This window comes from Vampirovibrio chlorellavorus, from assembly GCF_003149375.1.
Taxonomy (GTDB): domain Bacteria; phylum Cyanobacteriota; class Vampirovibrionia; order Vampirovibrionales; family Vampirovibrionaceae; genus Vampirovibrio; species Vampirovibrio chlorellavorus_B.
Window position 1 is genome coordinate 154,277 of record NZ_QFWH01000004.1, and the last position, 15,759, is coordinate 170,035.

The following is a 15,759-nucleotide window of genomic DNA, read 5'->3' on the forward strand; positions in this document are numbered from 1 at the left end:
GTGGATGAGGTTCCCAGCATTATACCCGGCCCAAGCAAGAGGCCCAATAAGGCCAAAAGACCCGCCGGTGAGCGGGTCTTTTAGAACGATGCGCCGGTGGACGGGTCTTTTCAAACACGTTCACTATGTGCGGCGATTACTTGTTGGCGCCCACCCCTTCATCGGAGGGGCGGAATTCGGCATCAATAATGTCCTCATCCGCAGCACCGGCGGAAGGGCCTGCGTTGCTTTCGGCTTCGGGGGCCGCACCAGCCTGCTCGTAGGCTTTGGTGGACAGGCTGTACAGCGACTGTTGCAGCACTTCCTGCAGTTGCTTGATCTGATCGGTATCATTGCTTTGAATGGCCGCTCTGAGATCATCAATCTGCTTCTGGATGGTGGCTTTTTCGCTGTCCGGGCACTTGTCACCCAGATCTTTCAGCATTTTTTCGGCGCTGTGGCACAGGTTATCGGCCTGGTTTTTGGCTTCTACCTGCTGCTTGAACTTCTCGTCCTCGCTGCGGTGAGCCTCGGCTTCTTTCACCATTTTCTCAATTTCGTCTTCCTTCAGGTTAGACGTATTGGTAATGGTGATTTTCTGCTCCTTGCCGGTGGCCTGATCCTTGGCCGTCACGTTCAGAATGCCGTTGGCGTCAATGTCGAAGGTCACTTCGATCTTGGGCACGCCTCGGGGCGCGGGCATAATGCCTTCCAGTCGGAAGTTCCCCAGCGATTTGTTGTCACGGGCCATGGGGCGTTCGCCTTGCAGTACGTGGACATCCACGCTGCTCTGGTTGTCATCGGCGGTGGAGAAGGTCTCGCTGCGACGTACCGGGATGGTGGTGTTACGTTCTACCAGCTTGGTCATCACGCCGCCCAGGGTTTCAATCCCCAAGGACAAGGGTGTAACGTCCAGCAGTACGATGTCTTTGACTTCACCGGCCAATACACCCGCTTGCACGGCGGCACCGATGGCCACCACTTCATCCGGGTTTACGCCCTGGTGGGGTTCTTTGCCGCCAGTCAGGGATTTAACCAGTTCCTGCACAGCGGGAATCCGGGTGGAGCCGCCCACAAGTACCACTTCGTCAATTTCGGAAGGGCTCAGTTTGGCGTCTCTGAGGGCTTGTTCCACCGGGCCCCGGCAACGCTGCACCAGGTCTTTGGTGATGGCGTTGAAGTTGGCTCGGGTCAAGGTCAGTTCTAAGTGCTTGGGGCCATTGGCATCGGCAGTGATGAAGGGCAGGCTGATGTGCGATTCCAGCAAGGTGGACAGTTCGCACTTGGCTTTTTCTGCGGCTTCTTTCAAGCGTTGCAGGGCCTGTTTGTCGCCTTTCAGGTCCATGCCTTCCTGCTTGCGGAACTCTTCAGCCATCCATTCCATCACGGCTTCGTCAAAATCGTCGCCGCCCAGTTTGGTGTCGCCGCTGGTGGATTTCACTTCGAATACGCCGTCGCCCACTTCCAGAATGGACACGTCGAAGGTGCCACCGCCCAAGTCGAAGACCAGGATTTTTTCGTCGCTTTTCTTGTCCAGACCGTAGGCCAGAGCGGCCGCGGTGGGCTCGTTGATGATGCGCAGGACTTCCAGACCGGCGATTTTACCGGCGTCTTTGGTGGCCTGACGTTGGCTGTCGTTAAAGTAGGCGGGAACCGTGATCACGGCCTGAGTTACTTTTTCGCCCAGATATTTGGAGGCGTCATCGGCCAGTTTGCGCAGAATTTGCGCGGAAATTTCCTGCGGGGTCCAGTCTTTACCATCGATGGCCCATTTTTTATCGGTACCCATGTACCGCTTGTTGGAAGCGATGGTGCGATCCGGGTTGAGTACCGCTTGGCGCTTGGCCAGCAAGCCTACCAGGCGCTCACCGGTTTTGGAGAAGCCCACAATGGAAGGGGTGGTGCGATTCCCTTCGGCGTTGGCGATAACGGTGGGTTTTCCACCTTCCATAACGGCCACAACCGAGTTGGTTGTCCCTAAATCAATACCGACGACTTTAGCCATAACAATAAACCTCTTGAATTGACTGATAGGTTGCTACCCAACAATTTATCCGAAAAACGGGCAAATTTAAGCATCCTTTAGATTCTTTTAAGAATTGAGAGCCCGCTGCTTAAGGCCTTTTGAGGCTATAACGAAACGGCGATCACCCGATCCAGCCCGGCATAATCCCGGGTGGTCTGAATGTGGGTGTATCCGTGTAGCAAAAAGATCTGGGTGATGTCGGGCCCCATGCCCGCCCCGCACTCCATCAGGATGTGGCCGTTTGGCTGGAGGTGGGCTTTTCCCTCTACAGCCAGCCTGCGGTAGAAGTAATAGGCATCTTCCGAAACAGGCGGGAATAGGGCCATATGCGGCTCATGATCCACTACTTCCGGGGTCAGGGTGGATTGCAGATTGCGGTCTATATAAGGTGGATTGGACACGATCAGGTCGAATTGTTCTGTTCCCACCGGGGTGAATAAATCGCCCGCTGGTAACAGGCGAACCTGTGTATTCAGTCGTTTTTGATTGATACGGGCCACTTGCAGCGCTTCCGGCGATACATCCACGGCGGTGATGGGAACGCTTTGGTCTAATCGGTGGGCCAGACTCAGGGCAATGGTACCGGGGCCGGTGCCCACATCCAATACCCGCTTGCCCGGCTTTAGCAAGGTCAGGGCTTGTTCCACCAGAAGCTCAGTTTCCGGGCGAGGAATGAGGACATGCGGGTTGACATAGAACTTCTGGCCGTAAAACCAGGCCTCGTGCAGCAAATACTGAATGGGGATGCGCTTTACGGTGCGCTGGTATAAAAAGTCCTGAAGCTGGGCCCATTCCGATTCGCTGAGGCGCTTATCGCCCTGCGTGTATAGGGCTTCCGGGCGCATGTTCCACAGGGTCTCCAGTGTCCAGTCGCTTTCCGCCCGGGCTTGTGGCAGGGAAATGCCCAGCCCCAGCAGGCGGGTTTGGATTTCTTGGTGGGCTTCTGTAAAGGTGGCGGTCATCTGAATAAAGGATTTTTCAATAAAAAATTTTGTCGATTCAAGAATTATAAGGAAATGCCGACATAAACAAAACAGAAGACCGATTGAATGTATTTGGTTTGAATGACTGCTACAGCATGGAGTTTGAGCATTGAGTTCCCCCTTTAAACCGCCGGAAAACTCAAATCCAGGGCCCAACGCACTTCCGTCAAATCCCGGAAGTGCCACATTGTCATCTGCTCCACCTGTGGCGGTTACCAGTACCGGGCAATCGGTTGCCCCGGTTTTACCGGCTGTCCCGGGAGTGCGGAAAGGCCCCAAGCGCATTGGGGATGTGTTGATTGAAGAGGGGTTTATCAACCAAAAACAACTGGAGCGGGCCTTGCAGGAGGGCAAAGCCACCGCAGCCCCCTTGGGCTCTGTCCTGATTAAGCTGGGCTTCATCGATGAAGTTCAATTGGGCAAGGGGCTGGCCAAATTGCACGGCCTGCAATACATCGATACCAGCAATATCGAGTTGATTCCTGAGGTGATGAAATTGATTCCTCAGGACTTTATGAAGCGGCATATGATCGTTCCCCTGCGGGTCAGTCAGGAGTACCGGCGTCTGGAAGTGATCATGGCTCGTCCGGATAACTTGCACGTGCTGGATGAAATTGCCCTGTTGACAGGGTATCGGCCCATTCCCCGGGTTTCCACCCACAAGGAAATGGTGGCCTTGCTGGATAAATTCTATGGTACCCACACATCTTCAGATGAAGTGCTGGCCCGGCTGGAGGAGGATTTATCCAACGATAGCACCATGTTCACGGAAACCACCGCCTCCGAGCTGGAAGCGGAGATGGCCGCCGATGACGCCCCCGTGGTGCAGTTGGTGAATTCCCTGTTGCTGGAAGCCATTGAATGCGACGCCTCCGACGTGCATATTGAACCCCAGAAGGAGCGGTTGCTGATTCGCTTCCGCATTCATGGCATTTTGAAGGAAGTGAAATCCATTCCCCGGAAAATGGCCGGGGCGGTCACTTCCCGGATTAAGGTGGCCAGTGGTATGGATATCGCCGAGCGGCGTCGTCCGCAGGATGGCCGTATGAAAATCAAGGCGGGGAGTCAGGAGATTGATATGCGGGTCAACTCGCTGGCGGTCCAGTTCGGCGAAAAAATCGTGATTCGTCTGCTCAAACCCAACTCCACCACCGGCGGCCTGGAAAAACTGGGCTTGCCCGCCGAAGAGGTCAAGCGGATCAACAAAATGATCAAATCCCCGCACGGCATCATTCTGGTCACCGGTCCCACCGGTTCCGGTAAAACCACCACCTTGTATTCCTGCCTGCGGGAAATTAACTCTCCCGAGCTGAACATTACCACCATTGAAGATCCGATCGAGTACCCACTGGCGGGTGTGAACCAGACTCAGGTCTCTCACAAGGCCGGGTTGAGCTTTGCCCTGTGCTTGCGGGCCATCCTGCGCCAGGACCCGGATGTGGTTATGGTGGGCGAAATCCGGGATGAGGAAACCATGGAAGCTGCCATTCACGCGGCCTTAACCGGTCACCTGGTGTTTAGTACCTTGCACACCAACAGTACGGCCAAAACGGTGACCCGCCTGCTGGAAATGGGAGCCCCGTCCTATCTGGTCAGCTCCGCGGTGATTGGTATTTTGGCCCAGCGACTGGTTCGCCGGAATTGCTCCAAGTGTAAGGTTTCTTATGAGGCCAGCGAGGAAGAATTGCAGATACTGGGTATTAAAAACCCGGATAAGCCCGTGATTTTACAAAAAGGAACCGGTTGTGACCGTTGTGGCGGCAGTGGCTACCAAGGGCGTATCGGGCTTTATGAAATTATGAACATGAACCGGGAAATCGGTGAATTAATTGAGGCTCAGGCCTCCACCTTTGTCATTCAGGACGCCGCGGTGAAACATGGCATGCTGACCCTGGCCATGGATGGCAAGCGCAAGATATTCGCCGGGTTAACCACGGTGGAGGAAGTCACCCGTGTTCTTGGTCTGGATTTGGAGGAGTCATAAGGCATGGCGGTATTTATTTATTCGGCGATTGATCCGGCGACCAGTAAAACGGTTGAAGGAAAAGTGGAAGCGCTGAACCTGCGGGAAGCCAAGGATATCCTACGCAGTCAGGGCCATATTCCCACCAGGATTGAGCAGGATGAGCAAAGTGCCGATTTGGGGGAGCTGCTGCAAAAGGTGCCGCTGCTGGGCGATTTACTGGGACCCCGGGTGGGGCAAAAGGATATTTGCCTGATGACGCAGCAAATGTCCACCTTGCTGAATGCCGGGATTCCCTTGATTGAAGGGCTGTTTTTGCTGGAGCAGCAAAGCGAGAACAAGGCCCTGAAAGAGATTTTGAAGAAGGTGCGGGCGGATGTCATTGCCGGGGATTCCTTTAGCGCGGCCATTACCCGTTATCCCAAGCTGTTTTCGCGTTTGTATGTCAACATGATTCGCTCTGGCGAGGTCAGCGGAGAGCTGGAAACCGTGTGTAGCCGGTTGGCGTTTTTGATGGAAAAAACCATGGCCTTGCAGGCGACCATTCAGGGCGCTTTGGTGTATCCCGCATTTACGGTTCTGGTGATTGTGGCTGTGATTGTGGTGATTATGATTGTGGTGGTGCCGCAATTTCAAGCCATGTTTGCTAATTTTGGGGCAGAGCTGCCCTTGCCTACCCGGATCCTGATTGACGCCAGTAATTTCACCCTGAATTTTTGGTGGGCAATTCTGGTGGGCTGCGGGACGTTTTTCTTCTGGTTCAATATGTTTCGCCTGGGGAAGGGAAAGCCCCTGGTGGATCAGTGGCTGCTGACCATTCCACTGATCGGGACCCTGTTCCGCAAGGTCTATGTCAGTCGGTTTGTGCGAACGCTGGCCAGTACGGTGGGCGCCGGTATTGCTTTGGTGGAGGCCCTGGTGACCGCCTCGGCCACGGTGGACAACTACGTACTGAGGGCCGCCTTTGATAAGGCCAAGGAAAGTATTTTACAGGGGGGAACGCTGGCCCGGCCTCTGGAGCAGACCAACGCCTTTCCGATTATGGTGGTTAAAATGATCGCCATTGCCGAGGAGACCGGGCGGATGGAAGAGATGCTCAATAAATCCGCGGATTATCTGGATGTCGAGGTGGATCGGGCGGTTGATACGCTGACCACCATGATTGAGCCCATCATGATTATTGTGTTGGGTGGATTGTTGCTGGGCGTGGCCCTGGCTCTCTACATTCCGCTGTTTGATATGAGTAATATCGTTGCGGGCAATTAGGTCAGTTCAGCAACGGCCTGGGCGATTTGGGGGCCGCTGAGCAGCACTTTGCAGTTGTTATGCTCGCAGACCTTGGCGTAGCAGGGACGGCAGGGTAAGTCCTGAAACACAGGCCTAAAGTTTATGTTCGCGTTGTGCGCCCCCCATTGCTGGTGGTTGGTGGGGCCAAAGACCCCCACCATATTGGGGACGCCAGCGGCGGCTCCCATGTGAATGGGGCTGGAATCCACGGTTAATAAAAACTGGATGCGTTGATACAGGGCCACTGTCTCTCTCAGGCTGGTTTTCCCGGCCAGATTGTGGAGGGTCAGGCCGGTGGTTTCGGCCAGCGTTTGGTACAGTGGATAATCGCCCTGGGTGCCGGTGGTGATGAGTTGGTACCCTGCTTGATGCAGCCTGTGAAGGCTATCGGAGAATTTGAGCAGATCGATTTGCTTCCCGTGAGAAGCGCTGGCCACATGTAGCACTGCCATGGGCCGATCGGCGTTAATGCCGTTTTGCTGGAGAATGTTCGCAAGGTTCCGCTGATCCGCGTCAGTGGCCCACAGTTCCAGATGATCGTCCGTGTACTTTAGGCCGGTTGCGCTGAGCAGAGACAGGTGGCTGACCGCTTGAGGAATGTCTGTGTTCAGGGACGGGTAGCGGGCTGTAGCGTCCAGAAATAATCCCCAGCGTTTGTAGCCAAAGGGAAAGCGTTGCTTGTCATACCCAATCAACTGAGGAACGCTAGCCAGTTTGCAGACCAGCGCTGTGGTCACCGATTTGCGCAGCGTGTAAACCTGATTGTACCGTTCGGATTTTAAAAGCCGCCACAGGGCCATGGTGCCCTTGGGTTCAATTATCACCGAGCGGACATAGGGGCAGGGCTCTAGCAGGGGGGCGGCGGTCTGGCTGCACAGCACATCAATCTGCGCCTGCGGGAAAAGTCGCTTTAAATTGCGAATTAAGGGCACCGTCAGAATGGTGTCGCCAATGTAGCGAAGGGGAATGACCAAAATCTTCTGAGGAGGGGTAGGGGCTGGCACAGTTTGGACGTCTTATGATTTGGGATATTTTTGCTTGCGGTAAATATGCACGAAAAAGGCGATTAAAGCCAGCCCCAGAAAGAATTTGACCAGCGGACTGCTCAACAGCGGTTTAATCAGAAAGGTCAGCGCCATATAAGACAGGGTGGTCCACAGTAAAATACTGCGCAGTTGGGTGCGCAGGCTGTAAGGGGCCTTGGGGGGAGCGGGTCTGGATTGCCGATGGCCGGCGGGGCGGTGCCGTCGATCAAATTCGGCCCGGCTGGTGGGGTTGCTGAGGATTTGGTAGGCCTCATTGATCTCCCGCATTTTTTCGTTCATCACCGATTTTCGGCTGGTGTGAAACTGATCCGGGTGACACTGTTTCACCAGCGAACGATAGGCCCCGTTCATAACTTCCAGACTGGCTTCCGGGTCTATTTGCAGGATTTTGTAATAGTCTTTCATACTGCTCATTATACAGACTTATCGCTGTATTCGGCGCTAAAAAGCGCCTGCCAGTGACAGACGCTTGAAGCTGAACTTTGCTTTTGACTATTGGGCTTGCACCACCACGGTGGTCTGGTTGAGAAACTTGGCCGGGTTGCGATGCACACCGTTGGCCATGACCTCAAAGTGCAGGTGGGGGCCGGTGGAGTGACCCGTATTGCCCACTTTGGCGATTTGCTCGCCTTTGTTGACCGTTTGCCCAATGCGCACCAGCAACTTGGAGCAGTGGGCGTAATGGGTCTGAAAACCATGTCCGTGATCAATGGCCACAAAGTTTCCGTAGCCCTGCTTCCAGCCACTGTAAACCACCTTGCCAGCCTCGGCGGAGCGAATAGGCGTTCCCACGGGGGCGGCCAGGTCAATCCCTTGATGAGGACGTCCCCACCGGAAACCAAAGGGGGAAGTGACCAAGGCGTTTTGAACGGGCTGCAGGAGCTTCAGGAAAGGCTTTGCGCTGATGGGCGAGGTGATTTTTAAATTTTTGAGGGCAGGGCGATCCTCCAGGTGAGGGGTGACCATGCCATCTTCATCGCTAAGCCCGGAGGTGGAGGCCATCCAGGGTTCATCCAGAACGTCCGCATCGCTGGGGAGTACGGATTTGGGTTCATAAATCATGGCGGCCATGTAGTTTTTAAGCTGTTCGGCGGTTTCTTCCCGACTGACGGAAACCTGTTCTTTTTGCAGGGCCGCTGCCGCTTCAAACGCTACAAAAGAGGCCCGATCCAGAATCTCACGGGCCTTAGTGGCTGTGGGCGTGTTTTGGGATTTTGCGTCGGTGTCCGGTTTGCTCATGTTGGCCAAAGCGCTGCTTCCTGTCAGGATTAACGCGCTGATTGCCAGAACACCGATATTTCGTGCCAGTTTTAAATTACTTGGATTATTTTTCATTATTCTCAAACTCTTTGCGCACCGGGAGGGTGCTTGAGCGACGCGGTTCCACAATGCTGTTTGGGCTGTTTGGCCGGACGGTCATTAAACTTTTGCTTCATCAACATAACGACTGAAACTATGCGAGGGATGCTAACAAAAATCGATGGCTGAGGCAATCCAAAAAGACAATCAATGTCTTTCGTATTTGAAATGTCTCACGGCCAAAGTAAGGGCTACTCTGCCGTCCACGGATCGGAGTATAGTGTAAAAAATACTCTTAAAATCGTTATTTTTTTATTTTTATTTTATTTAAAACTTGAATAAAAGGTGTAAAATCATGGCTCTGCTGGGTGTCAATATTGATCACGTGGCCACTCTCAGAAACGCACGCGGTGGCAGTTACCCGGATCCCCTTACTGCTGCGCTGATTGCGGAGGCCCATGGGGCGGATGGCATCACGGCTCACCTGCGGGAAGACCGTCGGCATATCCGGGATGAAGATATCAAGGCCTTGAAGGCGCAAATTAAAACCCGACTGAATCTGGAAATGGCCAACACCCCGGAAATGGTGGAAATTGCCCTCAAGGCAAAGCCATACATGGTGACTTTGGTGCCAGAACGTCGTCAGGAGCTGACCACGGAAGGGGGGCTGGATGTGGTTCATTATCTGGACCGTCTGAAAGACAGCACCACCCAGTTACAAGCCGCTGGCATCAAGGTTAGCCTGTTTATTGATCCCGATCTGCGGCAGTTAGAGGCCTCCCGTCAAACCGGGGCGGCCATTGTGGAGTTCCACACCGGGACTTATTGCGAGGCCTTTGGTGGCCCGGAGCAGCCTAAAACCCTGCATGCGCTGATGCGGGCCGCTGAGCAGGCCGTGGCCTGGGGCATTGAAGTGAACGCCGGCCATGGCTTGAACTACGAGAACGTACAACCGGTTTTGGCCATGCCGGGGCTGGTGGAACTGAATATCGGGCACAGCATTATCGCCGAGTCGGTGTTTACCGGGCTGGCCAGCGCCGTTTCCCGCATGAAAGCCCTGATATCCTGATCGGCTTTGCGACTGTCGTCCCGAATGACAGGATGCCCCCGATTCAAAAGTCATTCGCCTGAAGGCTGATTTTGCTGGCAAACTGCCTATACTGAACAATATGAAGTATTGTTTTTCAGTAGAGATTCCATGCCAGTGGACAGGCCAGCGCCTGCTCGGGCTTGCTCGGGGTGCCCTGCCAGGGGCTTTGGCCCTGGCGTTGAGCGGGGCCGCTTGGGCCGATCGCTTGCCGGTTTTGTCCCCATTGCCAGACGCCATTTTCTCTGCCTCTCAGCAGGAGGCTCCTGCGACCGGCCGATTGTCCCCACTGGCCCAATCGGCACCGGCCCCCTCCGTGAACTCGGCGACCCCGGAGCGTTCTATTCAACGCCTCAATACGGAACGGCTTACTGAGCGTGGGCCGGACTTTTACGCCGGGATTAAAGCCTATCGGGAGGGCGATTACCGTAAAGCGGAGCAGACTTTTGAGGTGTTGCACCGTCAACAGCCGGAGAACACCCAGATTACCTATTATTTGGCCATCACCCAGGCCCAACTGGGCCGCTTCCAGAAGGCAGAGAGTTTATACAGGGAAATTATTCAGTTGGAGCCCAAGGGCAAGGCGGCCAGTCTGGCCCAAAAGGGGCTGGACTATCTGCCCAAGGAAGACGATCTGGATCAGCCGCCCCGCTTTTCAGCCGCTACGGATGCTGCTGCCCCTTCTGCTGCCGCTGGCTCTTCTAGTACTGATAAGCCCGCCACTGCCAAATCTGCCGCTGCTTCCCCGCCAGCTTCCGCCGCCGCTCAAACCGCGGCCATGGCTGAGGCCATGCGGCAGAGCATGCAAGCGGGCATGCAGGGCATGTCTCCCCAGGACTGGATGATGATGCAGATGTTGCAGGGTCAAGGGGGCAATAATGGCAACGGGGCCAATATGAACCCCATGAGCTGGATGATGATCCCGGGGATTATGGGCAATACCGGTAATTCGGGTTACGATCCCGGGGTGATGAGCAATATGATGATGAATCAGATGATGCAGGGCTTTGGGCTGGGTGGCGATTCTGAACAGAATCCGTAGATCATCTTAACGCTTGTTCATTCTGTAAACATTGTCTTAAGCGGGGAAAGCTGGATTGGATGCCTTAATCGGCTAAGATTGCGTATCTGCTTGTCTATTTCTCATTGTCAGCTTTATCGGCCATGACTATGATCGATCTTAAGAGAGCATTCGGTAGGCAATCAGGCCGTCCGAATCGGTAGAGAAGGAGCGTGGCCCATGAGCCCTTTGGCAGAGAATGACAGTCCGGCAGTAGAAACCGAAAAGCACATTTCCGTGCTGGATCACGGGTTTGTAACGCTGATTGACTCCATGGGCTCGGATCTGACGGTGGTCAACTCCGCACGGGTGTCGTTCGGCAAGCGCAAGACCACTCTTTCGGAAGGGGATAAGAAGCTGATCCGCTATCTGGCGGAACACAAGCACTGGAGTCCCTTCCGGCATGTGCAGTTCCAGTTCCATTGCAAGGTGCCGGAATTTGTGGCCCGCCAGTGGTACAAGCACGTGGTGGGCATTGCCTACACCGATGCGGCCACCGTGGATCACGCCTGGAACGAGATCAGCTTGCGCTACGTGGATGCCAGCGAGTTCCATTTTTACACTCCGGATGGCTTCCGTAAGCAATCGGAAGATAACAAGCAGGCGTCCACCGATGACTTGGTGAAGGATCCCGATGGTTTGCTAATGGCCGAGTACCAAAACCATTGCCAAAAGGCCCTGGATTTATACCACCGGCTGCTGGAGCATGGGGTGGCCCGGGAACAGGCCCGTGGGGTGCTGCCTTTGAATATTTACACCGAGTTTTACTGGACGGTGTCTTTGCAGGCGCTGGTCAATTTTATTCACCTGCGGACTCATGCGGGCGCCCAGTATGAAATTCGCCTGTTTGCCGACGCGTTGCATCAGTTGGCCCAAGATGTAGTGCCGGTTTCTTTTGAAGCCCTCATGAAATAAGGCTTGAAAGCAGCAATCGCAGAAGCAGCGTTTAAAAGCGTTCAAACGAGCAACGCTCCTCGAAGCCTTTGGTATTTAAAAGAGAGTCAATCCGCTTCAGCGGGGCTTGGGTACTGCAGTTTCAGGTGCAGGTACAACTCCTGCCCTCGCCAGTCGGCTTGAATGACTTCCGTGCGTGGGGCTTGCCCCACGGGAAAGCCCAACCCTGTCACAAGCCCCGGATCGCTTTGGCCCCCCAATAGCAGCGGGCAGATCGTCAGGTACAGTTCATGAATGGCTTGTGCTTGTAAAAACAGGTTCATAATATGGCCGCCGCCTTCCACCATAAGGGTTTCAACGCCTTTCTCAGCGAGTGCTTTCAGGATGGCGGGCACGGGATTACTGTTGCCGGTGGTCAACCATTCCACATGGTCGGGGTATTGGCTCTGGATTTCCAGTGGGGCTGGCTGGGGGGAGACAATTAGGATGGGGGTGGGTGGATCGCTGCTAATGCTTTGTTGAAACAGCCTGGCCTCGGGGGGAAGGGCAAAACGCCGGGTCAGGATGCACTGGAGCGGGGGCCGTTCCTGCTGATTGCCTTTGCGGATGGCGGCGTGTTGGCGGAAGGTTTCGCCCCCGCATAGAATGGCGTCTGCCTGATTGCGCACGGTCAGAAGGTGTTCCAGATCGGCTGAGGTGCCGATGCGGTCTTTCAGGTTGGTGGCGGAGCCAATGCGGCCATCCAGGGAGGCGGCTAGACAAGCGATAATTCTCATAGTGTGCTTATCATAGCAAGGAATAAGGGGGATTTTAAAATCAATGGGTAGAACAAAACGCATGGGAGGTTTTGCCCGAGTTCTTTTCGTTTTAAAGTGCGCTTTTTGGGGTTTATTATTCTTGCTCAATAATGATAGGAGGCAGTTAAAGTGCTTAGGCCAGCCCCTTTCGGGCCATTTTCCCTGGATTCCCACTTTCGTGGGAGTGACAGTACGGCTTGATGCGGGTGTGGCAGGGTGCTTTGCCGGGTTGATAGGGGTAATGAAGGATTGAGATAGTGGGTTTTTGGGCGCAATGGATGCCCCCTTTTGTGGGAATGACAGGAGGGCTTGATGAGTGTGTGGCAGGGTGCATTCATAAGTATGATGAAAAGGAATGGCGAGGGAGGTTTGGAGGGGGACAGCGCCTGCGCTGGACTCTGTCCCCCTCCAACGGGGAGCGAGAGGGGCAGAGCCCCTCTGAAATCAGTCATAAAAACAGCGATTCAAAAAGCGGCCGCTTTTTTACGCCGAATACCCATAGTTATCGGCAAAATCGCTGGTGCCAATGGTACCCACGGCTTGCACCTGAATATCGGGAATCAGCTCGCTGTAGGACATGACGGTGATGATAGGAATGTGTCGATCCAGCAATTGGAAGAGGGGCAGACGAATGCGCGGCGAACAGAGGATGACCGGCACCCGATCGTAGGTTTGCTGCACCCTGCGCAGGGTTTCCCCGGTGATTTCAATGAGTTCCTGCACTTGCAGGGGGTTCAGCAGGAACATGGTGCCCAGTTCGGTCCGCTGGCAACTGTCATCCAGAATTTTTTCCCATTCATTAGAGAGGGTCACGGCGTACAGGTTTTTATTTTTATCGGCGTGCAAGAGGCAGATTTGCCGACCCAGAGCGGCCCGCAGACGCTCGGAGAGAATATCGGGCTCTTTGCTGAAGCGGGCGTAATCGCTCAGGCGTTCAAAGACAAACATGATGTCTTTGATAGACACTTTCTCCCGCACCAGATTGACGAAGATTTTGCGCAGGTCGTTGGGGGTCAGGATGTTGGGCACCAGTTCCTGAATGATGGATTGATCCTGCTGGCGCACCAGCTCCATCAGCTTTAACACGTCCATTTTGGCCATCACTTCATCCACGTGCTTAATGACCACTTCTTTCAGATGCTCAATGAGGGCGTCGGTGGCGTCAATGGCGTTTTTTTGCAGTTGCTCGGGGATTTCCTGGGGCAGTAGCCAGTAGGCTTCCTCAATGCCAAAGGTGGGCTCCATGTCCATAATGGCGTTTTTGGGCGGGGTCAGGTTGTACATCTGGAACTGGCTGGCCGGAATCATATAGCGACCGGGATAGACGTTGGCGGAGGCCACCGGGTTGTTGCGGATGGAAATGAGGTACTCGTTGGGGCCAATGCTGACGCTGTCCATAATGCGGATGTTGGGCAGGATAAAGCCCAGTTCATCGGTCATGCGGGAACGCAGACCAGCGATTTTACCTAACAGTTGCCCATCCTGATCGGGATCGGCAATGACCAGCAGATCGTTTCCCACTTGCAGGCTGAGCGGGTCCACGCCCAGTTTTTCGTACATGCGGTTGGGGTTAATCAGCTCGCTCATGTTTTCTTTGACCTGATCCAGCTGGCCCAGTTGCTGTTGCACATCGGTGGTTAAAAATACGCTGAAAGCAATGGCTCCCAGTCCCAAGGCAATGGGCAGGAAGGCCCAAATGGGCATACCGGTGCCAAAGAGTCCTGAAATACCAATAAGGCCCAAAAATACGGCAGAAAAGATGAGGCCGTAGGGCTTGCCTTGGACTTGTGCGAATAAATCTTTGGCCAAACTGCCTTCATTGGCGGTGGAACGGCTCATCATCAGGCCGGAGGCCACGGACATCAGCAGGGCTGGAACCTGAGCGGCCAAGCCATCCCCCACCGTAAGAATGGTGTAGTGTTGCAGGGCTTCATCAATGGCCATGCCGTTCATCAGCATGCCAATGGCCAAGCCGCCAATGGCGTTGATGACGGTAATGATGATACCGGCGATGGCGTCCCCTTTAACGAACTTCATGGCACCGTCCATGGAACCAAACAGGGCCGATTCCCGTTGCAGGTCTTCCCGCTTTTTAATGGCTTCTTCCGGGGAAATCAGACCGGCGTTAAAGTCGGCGTCAATGGTCATCTGTTTGCCGGGCATGGCGTCCAGGGCGAAGCGGGCGCCCACTTCCGCAATCCGCTCGGCGCCTTTGGTAATAACCATAAACTGAACCAGGGTGATGATGATAAAGATGACCGCCCCCACAATCAGGTTGCCGCCGGTCACCAATTCACCGAAGGCGTGGATAATCCCCCCGGCCTCCCCTTTGGAGAGAATGGAGCGGGTGGCGGCGATGCTGAGGGCCAGACGGAACATGGTGCCCACCAGAATAATAGAGGGGAAGGCGGCCATATCCAGTGGTTTTTGCACGTACAGGGACATCATCAGCAAGATGACGCCCAGCGAGATGTTCATGGTCAGGATGACATCCAGCAGCCAGACCGGCATGGGCAGCAGAATCACGATCACCAGAGCGCAAATCATAATGCTCATGGTTAATTCCGAGGCGGAAGGCAGGGTAAAGGTCTGACCGCCCTGTGGTTGCGCCATCAGCCACCCCCTTCAACGCCGGTGCTGACCAGTCGCCGTAAAATGCCTAGCTGGGTGCTGAAGGACGCATCGATGAGACCACTGTTGGTTTCCACAATGCAGCTGCCCAGATCCACACTGGCGTCTTCCATAATGATCATTTCCGCGTTCAGGTTGGGGATGGGGTCGCTCTTTAAAAACTGGCGCACGCTGGCGGCATCATCCGGGTTGACTTTGACCAGCACGCTCTTGGGGTTGCGTCCCAGTTTCTGAATGGTGTCTTTCACCAGCCCCATCACCAGCGAATCATCGCAGCTGACTTCGGTTTTGATAATCCGGGCGGCTACTTCCACGGCCAGCGAGCCAATCTCCCTGGCTACGGATTGCAAGGCTTCTTCCCGCCCACTCATGAGCTGGGCAAAGTGGCTCCGTAACTCTTCAATGGTGGCTTCCGCTTTGGCCAAGCCCTCTTCAAACCCCGCTTCCTCGGCCTGCTCTTTAATGGCCACTGCTTCCAGATGGGCTTTGCTGATGAGATCCTTGTCCTCAATGCGACGGTAACCCCGGCGACGATCGTTGCGTCGATCGTCCTGTCGCCGTTCCGGAACCAGACCTGCCTCAATGGTCTCCTCACTCCACTCCACCGGCGGAGGGGCTGGAGGAGGGCCTGGATCGACCATGTTTACCTCGGCCTGATCGCCGGGGTGGGGCTGGTTAAGTGTGCGACGCTTCTTGATGATCATCGT

At 54.8% G+C, this 15,759-nt stretch carries 13 protein-coding genes; 5 read left to right on the plus strand and 8 right to left on the minus strand.

Going from position 1 to position 15,759, the window contains the following annotated elements:
- Positions 1-136 precede the first annotated feature (136 nt).
- Entirely contained in the window at positions 137-1,984 is a 1,848-nt protein-coding gene (dnaK, locus tag DF283_RS06855; protein ID WP_303673993.1) for a molecular chaperone DnaK, read from the minus strand.
- 125 nt (positions 1,985-2,109) lie between these two features.
- The gene (gene prmC / locus DF283_RS06860; RefSeq protein ID WP_303673994.1) at positions 2,110-2,967 is read right to left on the minus strand and encodes a peptide chain release factor N(5)-glutamine methyltransferase; all 858 of its coding nucleotides are present in this window, start codon (positions 2,965-2,967) and stop codon (positions 2,110-2,112) included.
- A gap of 208 nt (positions 2,968-3,175) precedes the next feature.
- Between prmC and DF283_RS06865 the strand changes: the two genes are divergently transcribed.
- Positions 3,176-4,972, plus strand: a complete 1,797-nt coding sequence (locus DF283_RS06865; protein ID WP_303673995.1) for a GspE/PulE family protein — start codon at positions 3,176-3,178, stop codon at positions 4,970-4,972.
- Between the two features lie 3 nt (positions 4,973-4,975).
- Positions 4,976-6,217 (plus strand): type II secretion system F family protein, encoded by a 1,242-nt coding sequence (locus tag DF283_RS06870; RefSeq protein WP_303673996.1) that lies wholly within the window; start codon positions 4,976-4,978, stop codon positions 6,215-6,217.
- Here DF283_RS06870 and DF283_RS06875 read toward each other — a convergent pair.
- From DF283_RS06875 to DF283_RS06885, 3 genes are all read right to left on the minus strand, one after another.
- Positions 6,214-7,242 (minus strand): glycosyltransferase family 9 protein, encoded by a 1,029-nt coding sequence (locus tag DF283_RS06875; RefSeq protein ID WP_303673997.1) that lies wholly within the window; start codon positions 7,240-7,242, stop codon positions 6,214-6,216. The genes DF283_RS06870 and DF283_RS06875 overlap by 4 nt on opposite strands.
- Before the next feature lie 12 nt (positions 7,243-7,254).
- Positions 7,255-7,698, minus strand: coding sequence for a J domain-containing protein (locus DF283_RS06880; protein WP_303673998.1), 444 nt, complete (start codon positions 7,696-7,698; stop codon positions 7,255-7,257).
- Between the two features lie 78 nt (positions 7,699-7,776).
- The gene (locus DF283_RS06885; RefSeq protein WP_303673999.1) at positions 7,777-8,619 is read right to left on the minus strand and encodes a M23 family metallopeptidase; all 843 of its coding nucleotides are present in this window, start codon (positions 8,617-8,619) and stop codon (positions 7,777-7,779) included.
- A 319-nt stretch (positions 8,620-8,938) separates the two neighbouring features.
- On the opposite strand from DF283_RS06885, the gene DF283_RS06890 reads away from it, so the two are divergent.
- The 3 genes from DF283_RS06890 (at position 8,939) to thyX (ending at position 11,645) form a co-directional block, all read left to right on the plus strand.
- A complete protein-coding gene (locus DF283_RS06890; protein WP_303674000.1) occupies positions 8,939-9,652 on the plus strand; it encodes a pyridoxine 5'-phosphate synthase in 714 nt (237 codons plus the stop codon).
- A 187-nt stretch (positions 9,653-9,839) separates the two neighbouring features.
- Positions 9,840-10,712 carry a tetratricopeptide repeat protein gene (locus tag DF283_RS06895; RefSeq protein ID WP_303674001.1) on the plus strand — a complete coding sequence of 291 codons (873 nt, stop codon included), beginning with the start codon at positions 9,840-9,842 and terminating at the stop codon, positions 10,710-10,712.
- A 198-nt stretch (positions 10,713-10,910) separates the two neighbouring features.
- On the plus strand, positions 10,911-11,645 hold the full coding sequence (gene thyX / locus DF283_RS06900; protein ID WP_303674002.1) for an FAD-dependent thymidylate synthase: 735 nt from the start codon (positions 10,911-10,913) through the stop codon (positions 11,643-11,645).
- 86 nt (positions 11,646-11,731) lie between these two features.
- Here the strand turns inward: thyX and DF283_RS06905 are convergent, their stop codons facing one another.
- The 3 genes from DF283_RS06905 to DF283_RS06915 form a co-directional block, all read right to left on the minus strand.
- Positions 11,732-12,400 carry a RibD family protein gene (locus DF283_RS06905; protein WP_303674003.1) on the minus strand — a complete coding sequence of 223 codons (669 nt, stop codon included), beginning with the start codon at positions 12,398-12,400 and terminating at the stop codon, positions 11,732-11,734.
- 504 nt (positions 12,401-12,904) lie between these two features.
- Positions 12,905-15,034, minus strand: coding sequence for a flagellar biosynthesis protein FlhA (locus tag DF283_RS06910; protein ID WP_303674004.1), 2,130 nt, complete (start codon positions 15,032-15,034; stop codon positions 12,905-12,907).
- Positions 15,034-15,756, minus strand: coding sequence for a FliH/SctL family protein (locus tag DF283_RS06915; RefSeq protein ID WP_303674005.1), 723 nt, complete (start codon positions 15,754-15,756; stop codon positions 15,034-15,036). Before DF283_RS06915 ends, DF283_RS06910 begins: the two co-directional genes overlap by 1 nt.
- Between the last annotated feature and the right edge of the window lie 3 nt (positions 15,757-15,759).

What these genes read in the sequence shown, in the direction of transcription:
- dnaK (WP_303673993.1), bottom strand. Translation starts at nt 1,984, where the DNA reads ATGGCTAAAGTCGTCGGTATTGATTTAGGGACAACCAACTCGGTTGTG.
- prmC (WP_303673994.1), bottom strand. Translation starts at nt 2,967, where the DNA reads ATGACCGCCACCTTTACAGAAGCCCACCAAGAAATCCAAACCCGCCTG.
- DF283_RS06870 (WP_303673996.1), top strand. Translation starts at nt 4,976, where the DNA reads ATGGCGGTATTTATTTATTCGGCGATTGATCCGGCGACCAGTAAAACG.
- DF283_RS06880 (WP_303673998.1), bottom strand. Translation starts at nt 7,698, where the DNA reads ATGAGCAGTATGAAAGACTATTACAAAATCCTGCAAATAGACCCGGAA.
- DF283_RS06885 (WP_303673999.1), bottom strand. Translation starts at nt 8,619, where the DNA reads ATGAAAAATAATCCAAGTAATTTAAAACTGGCACGAAATATCGGTGTT.
- DF283_RS06890 (WP_303674000.1), top strand. Translation starts at nt 8,939, where the DNA reads ATGGCTCTGCTGGGTGTCAATATTGATCACGTGGCCACTCTCAGAAAC.
- thyX (WP_303674002.1), top strand. Translation starts at nt 10,911, where the DNA reads ATGAGCCCTTTGGCAGAGAATGACAGTCCGGCAGTAGAAACCGAAAAG.
- DF283_RS06905 (WP_303674003.1), bottom strand. Translation starts at nt 12,400, where the DNA reads ATGAGAATTATCGCTTGTCTAGCCGCCTCCCTGGATGGCCGCATTGGC.
- DF283_RS06910 (WP_303674004.1), bottom strand. Translation starts at nt 15,034, where the DNA reads ATGGCGCAACCACAGGGCGGTCAGACCTTTACCCTGCCTTCCGCCTCG.
- DF283_RS06915 (WP_303674005.1), bottom strand. Translation starts at nt 15,756, where the DNA reads ATGATCATCAAGAAGCGTCGCACACTTAACCAGCCCCACCCCGGCGAT.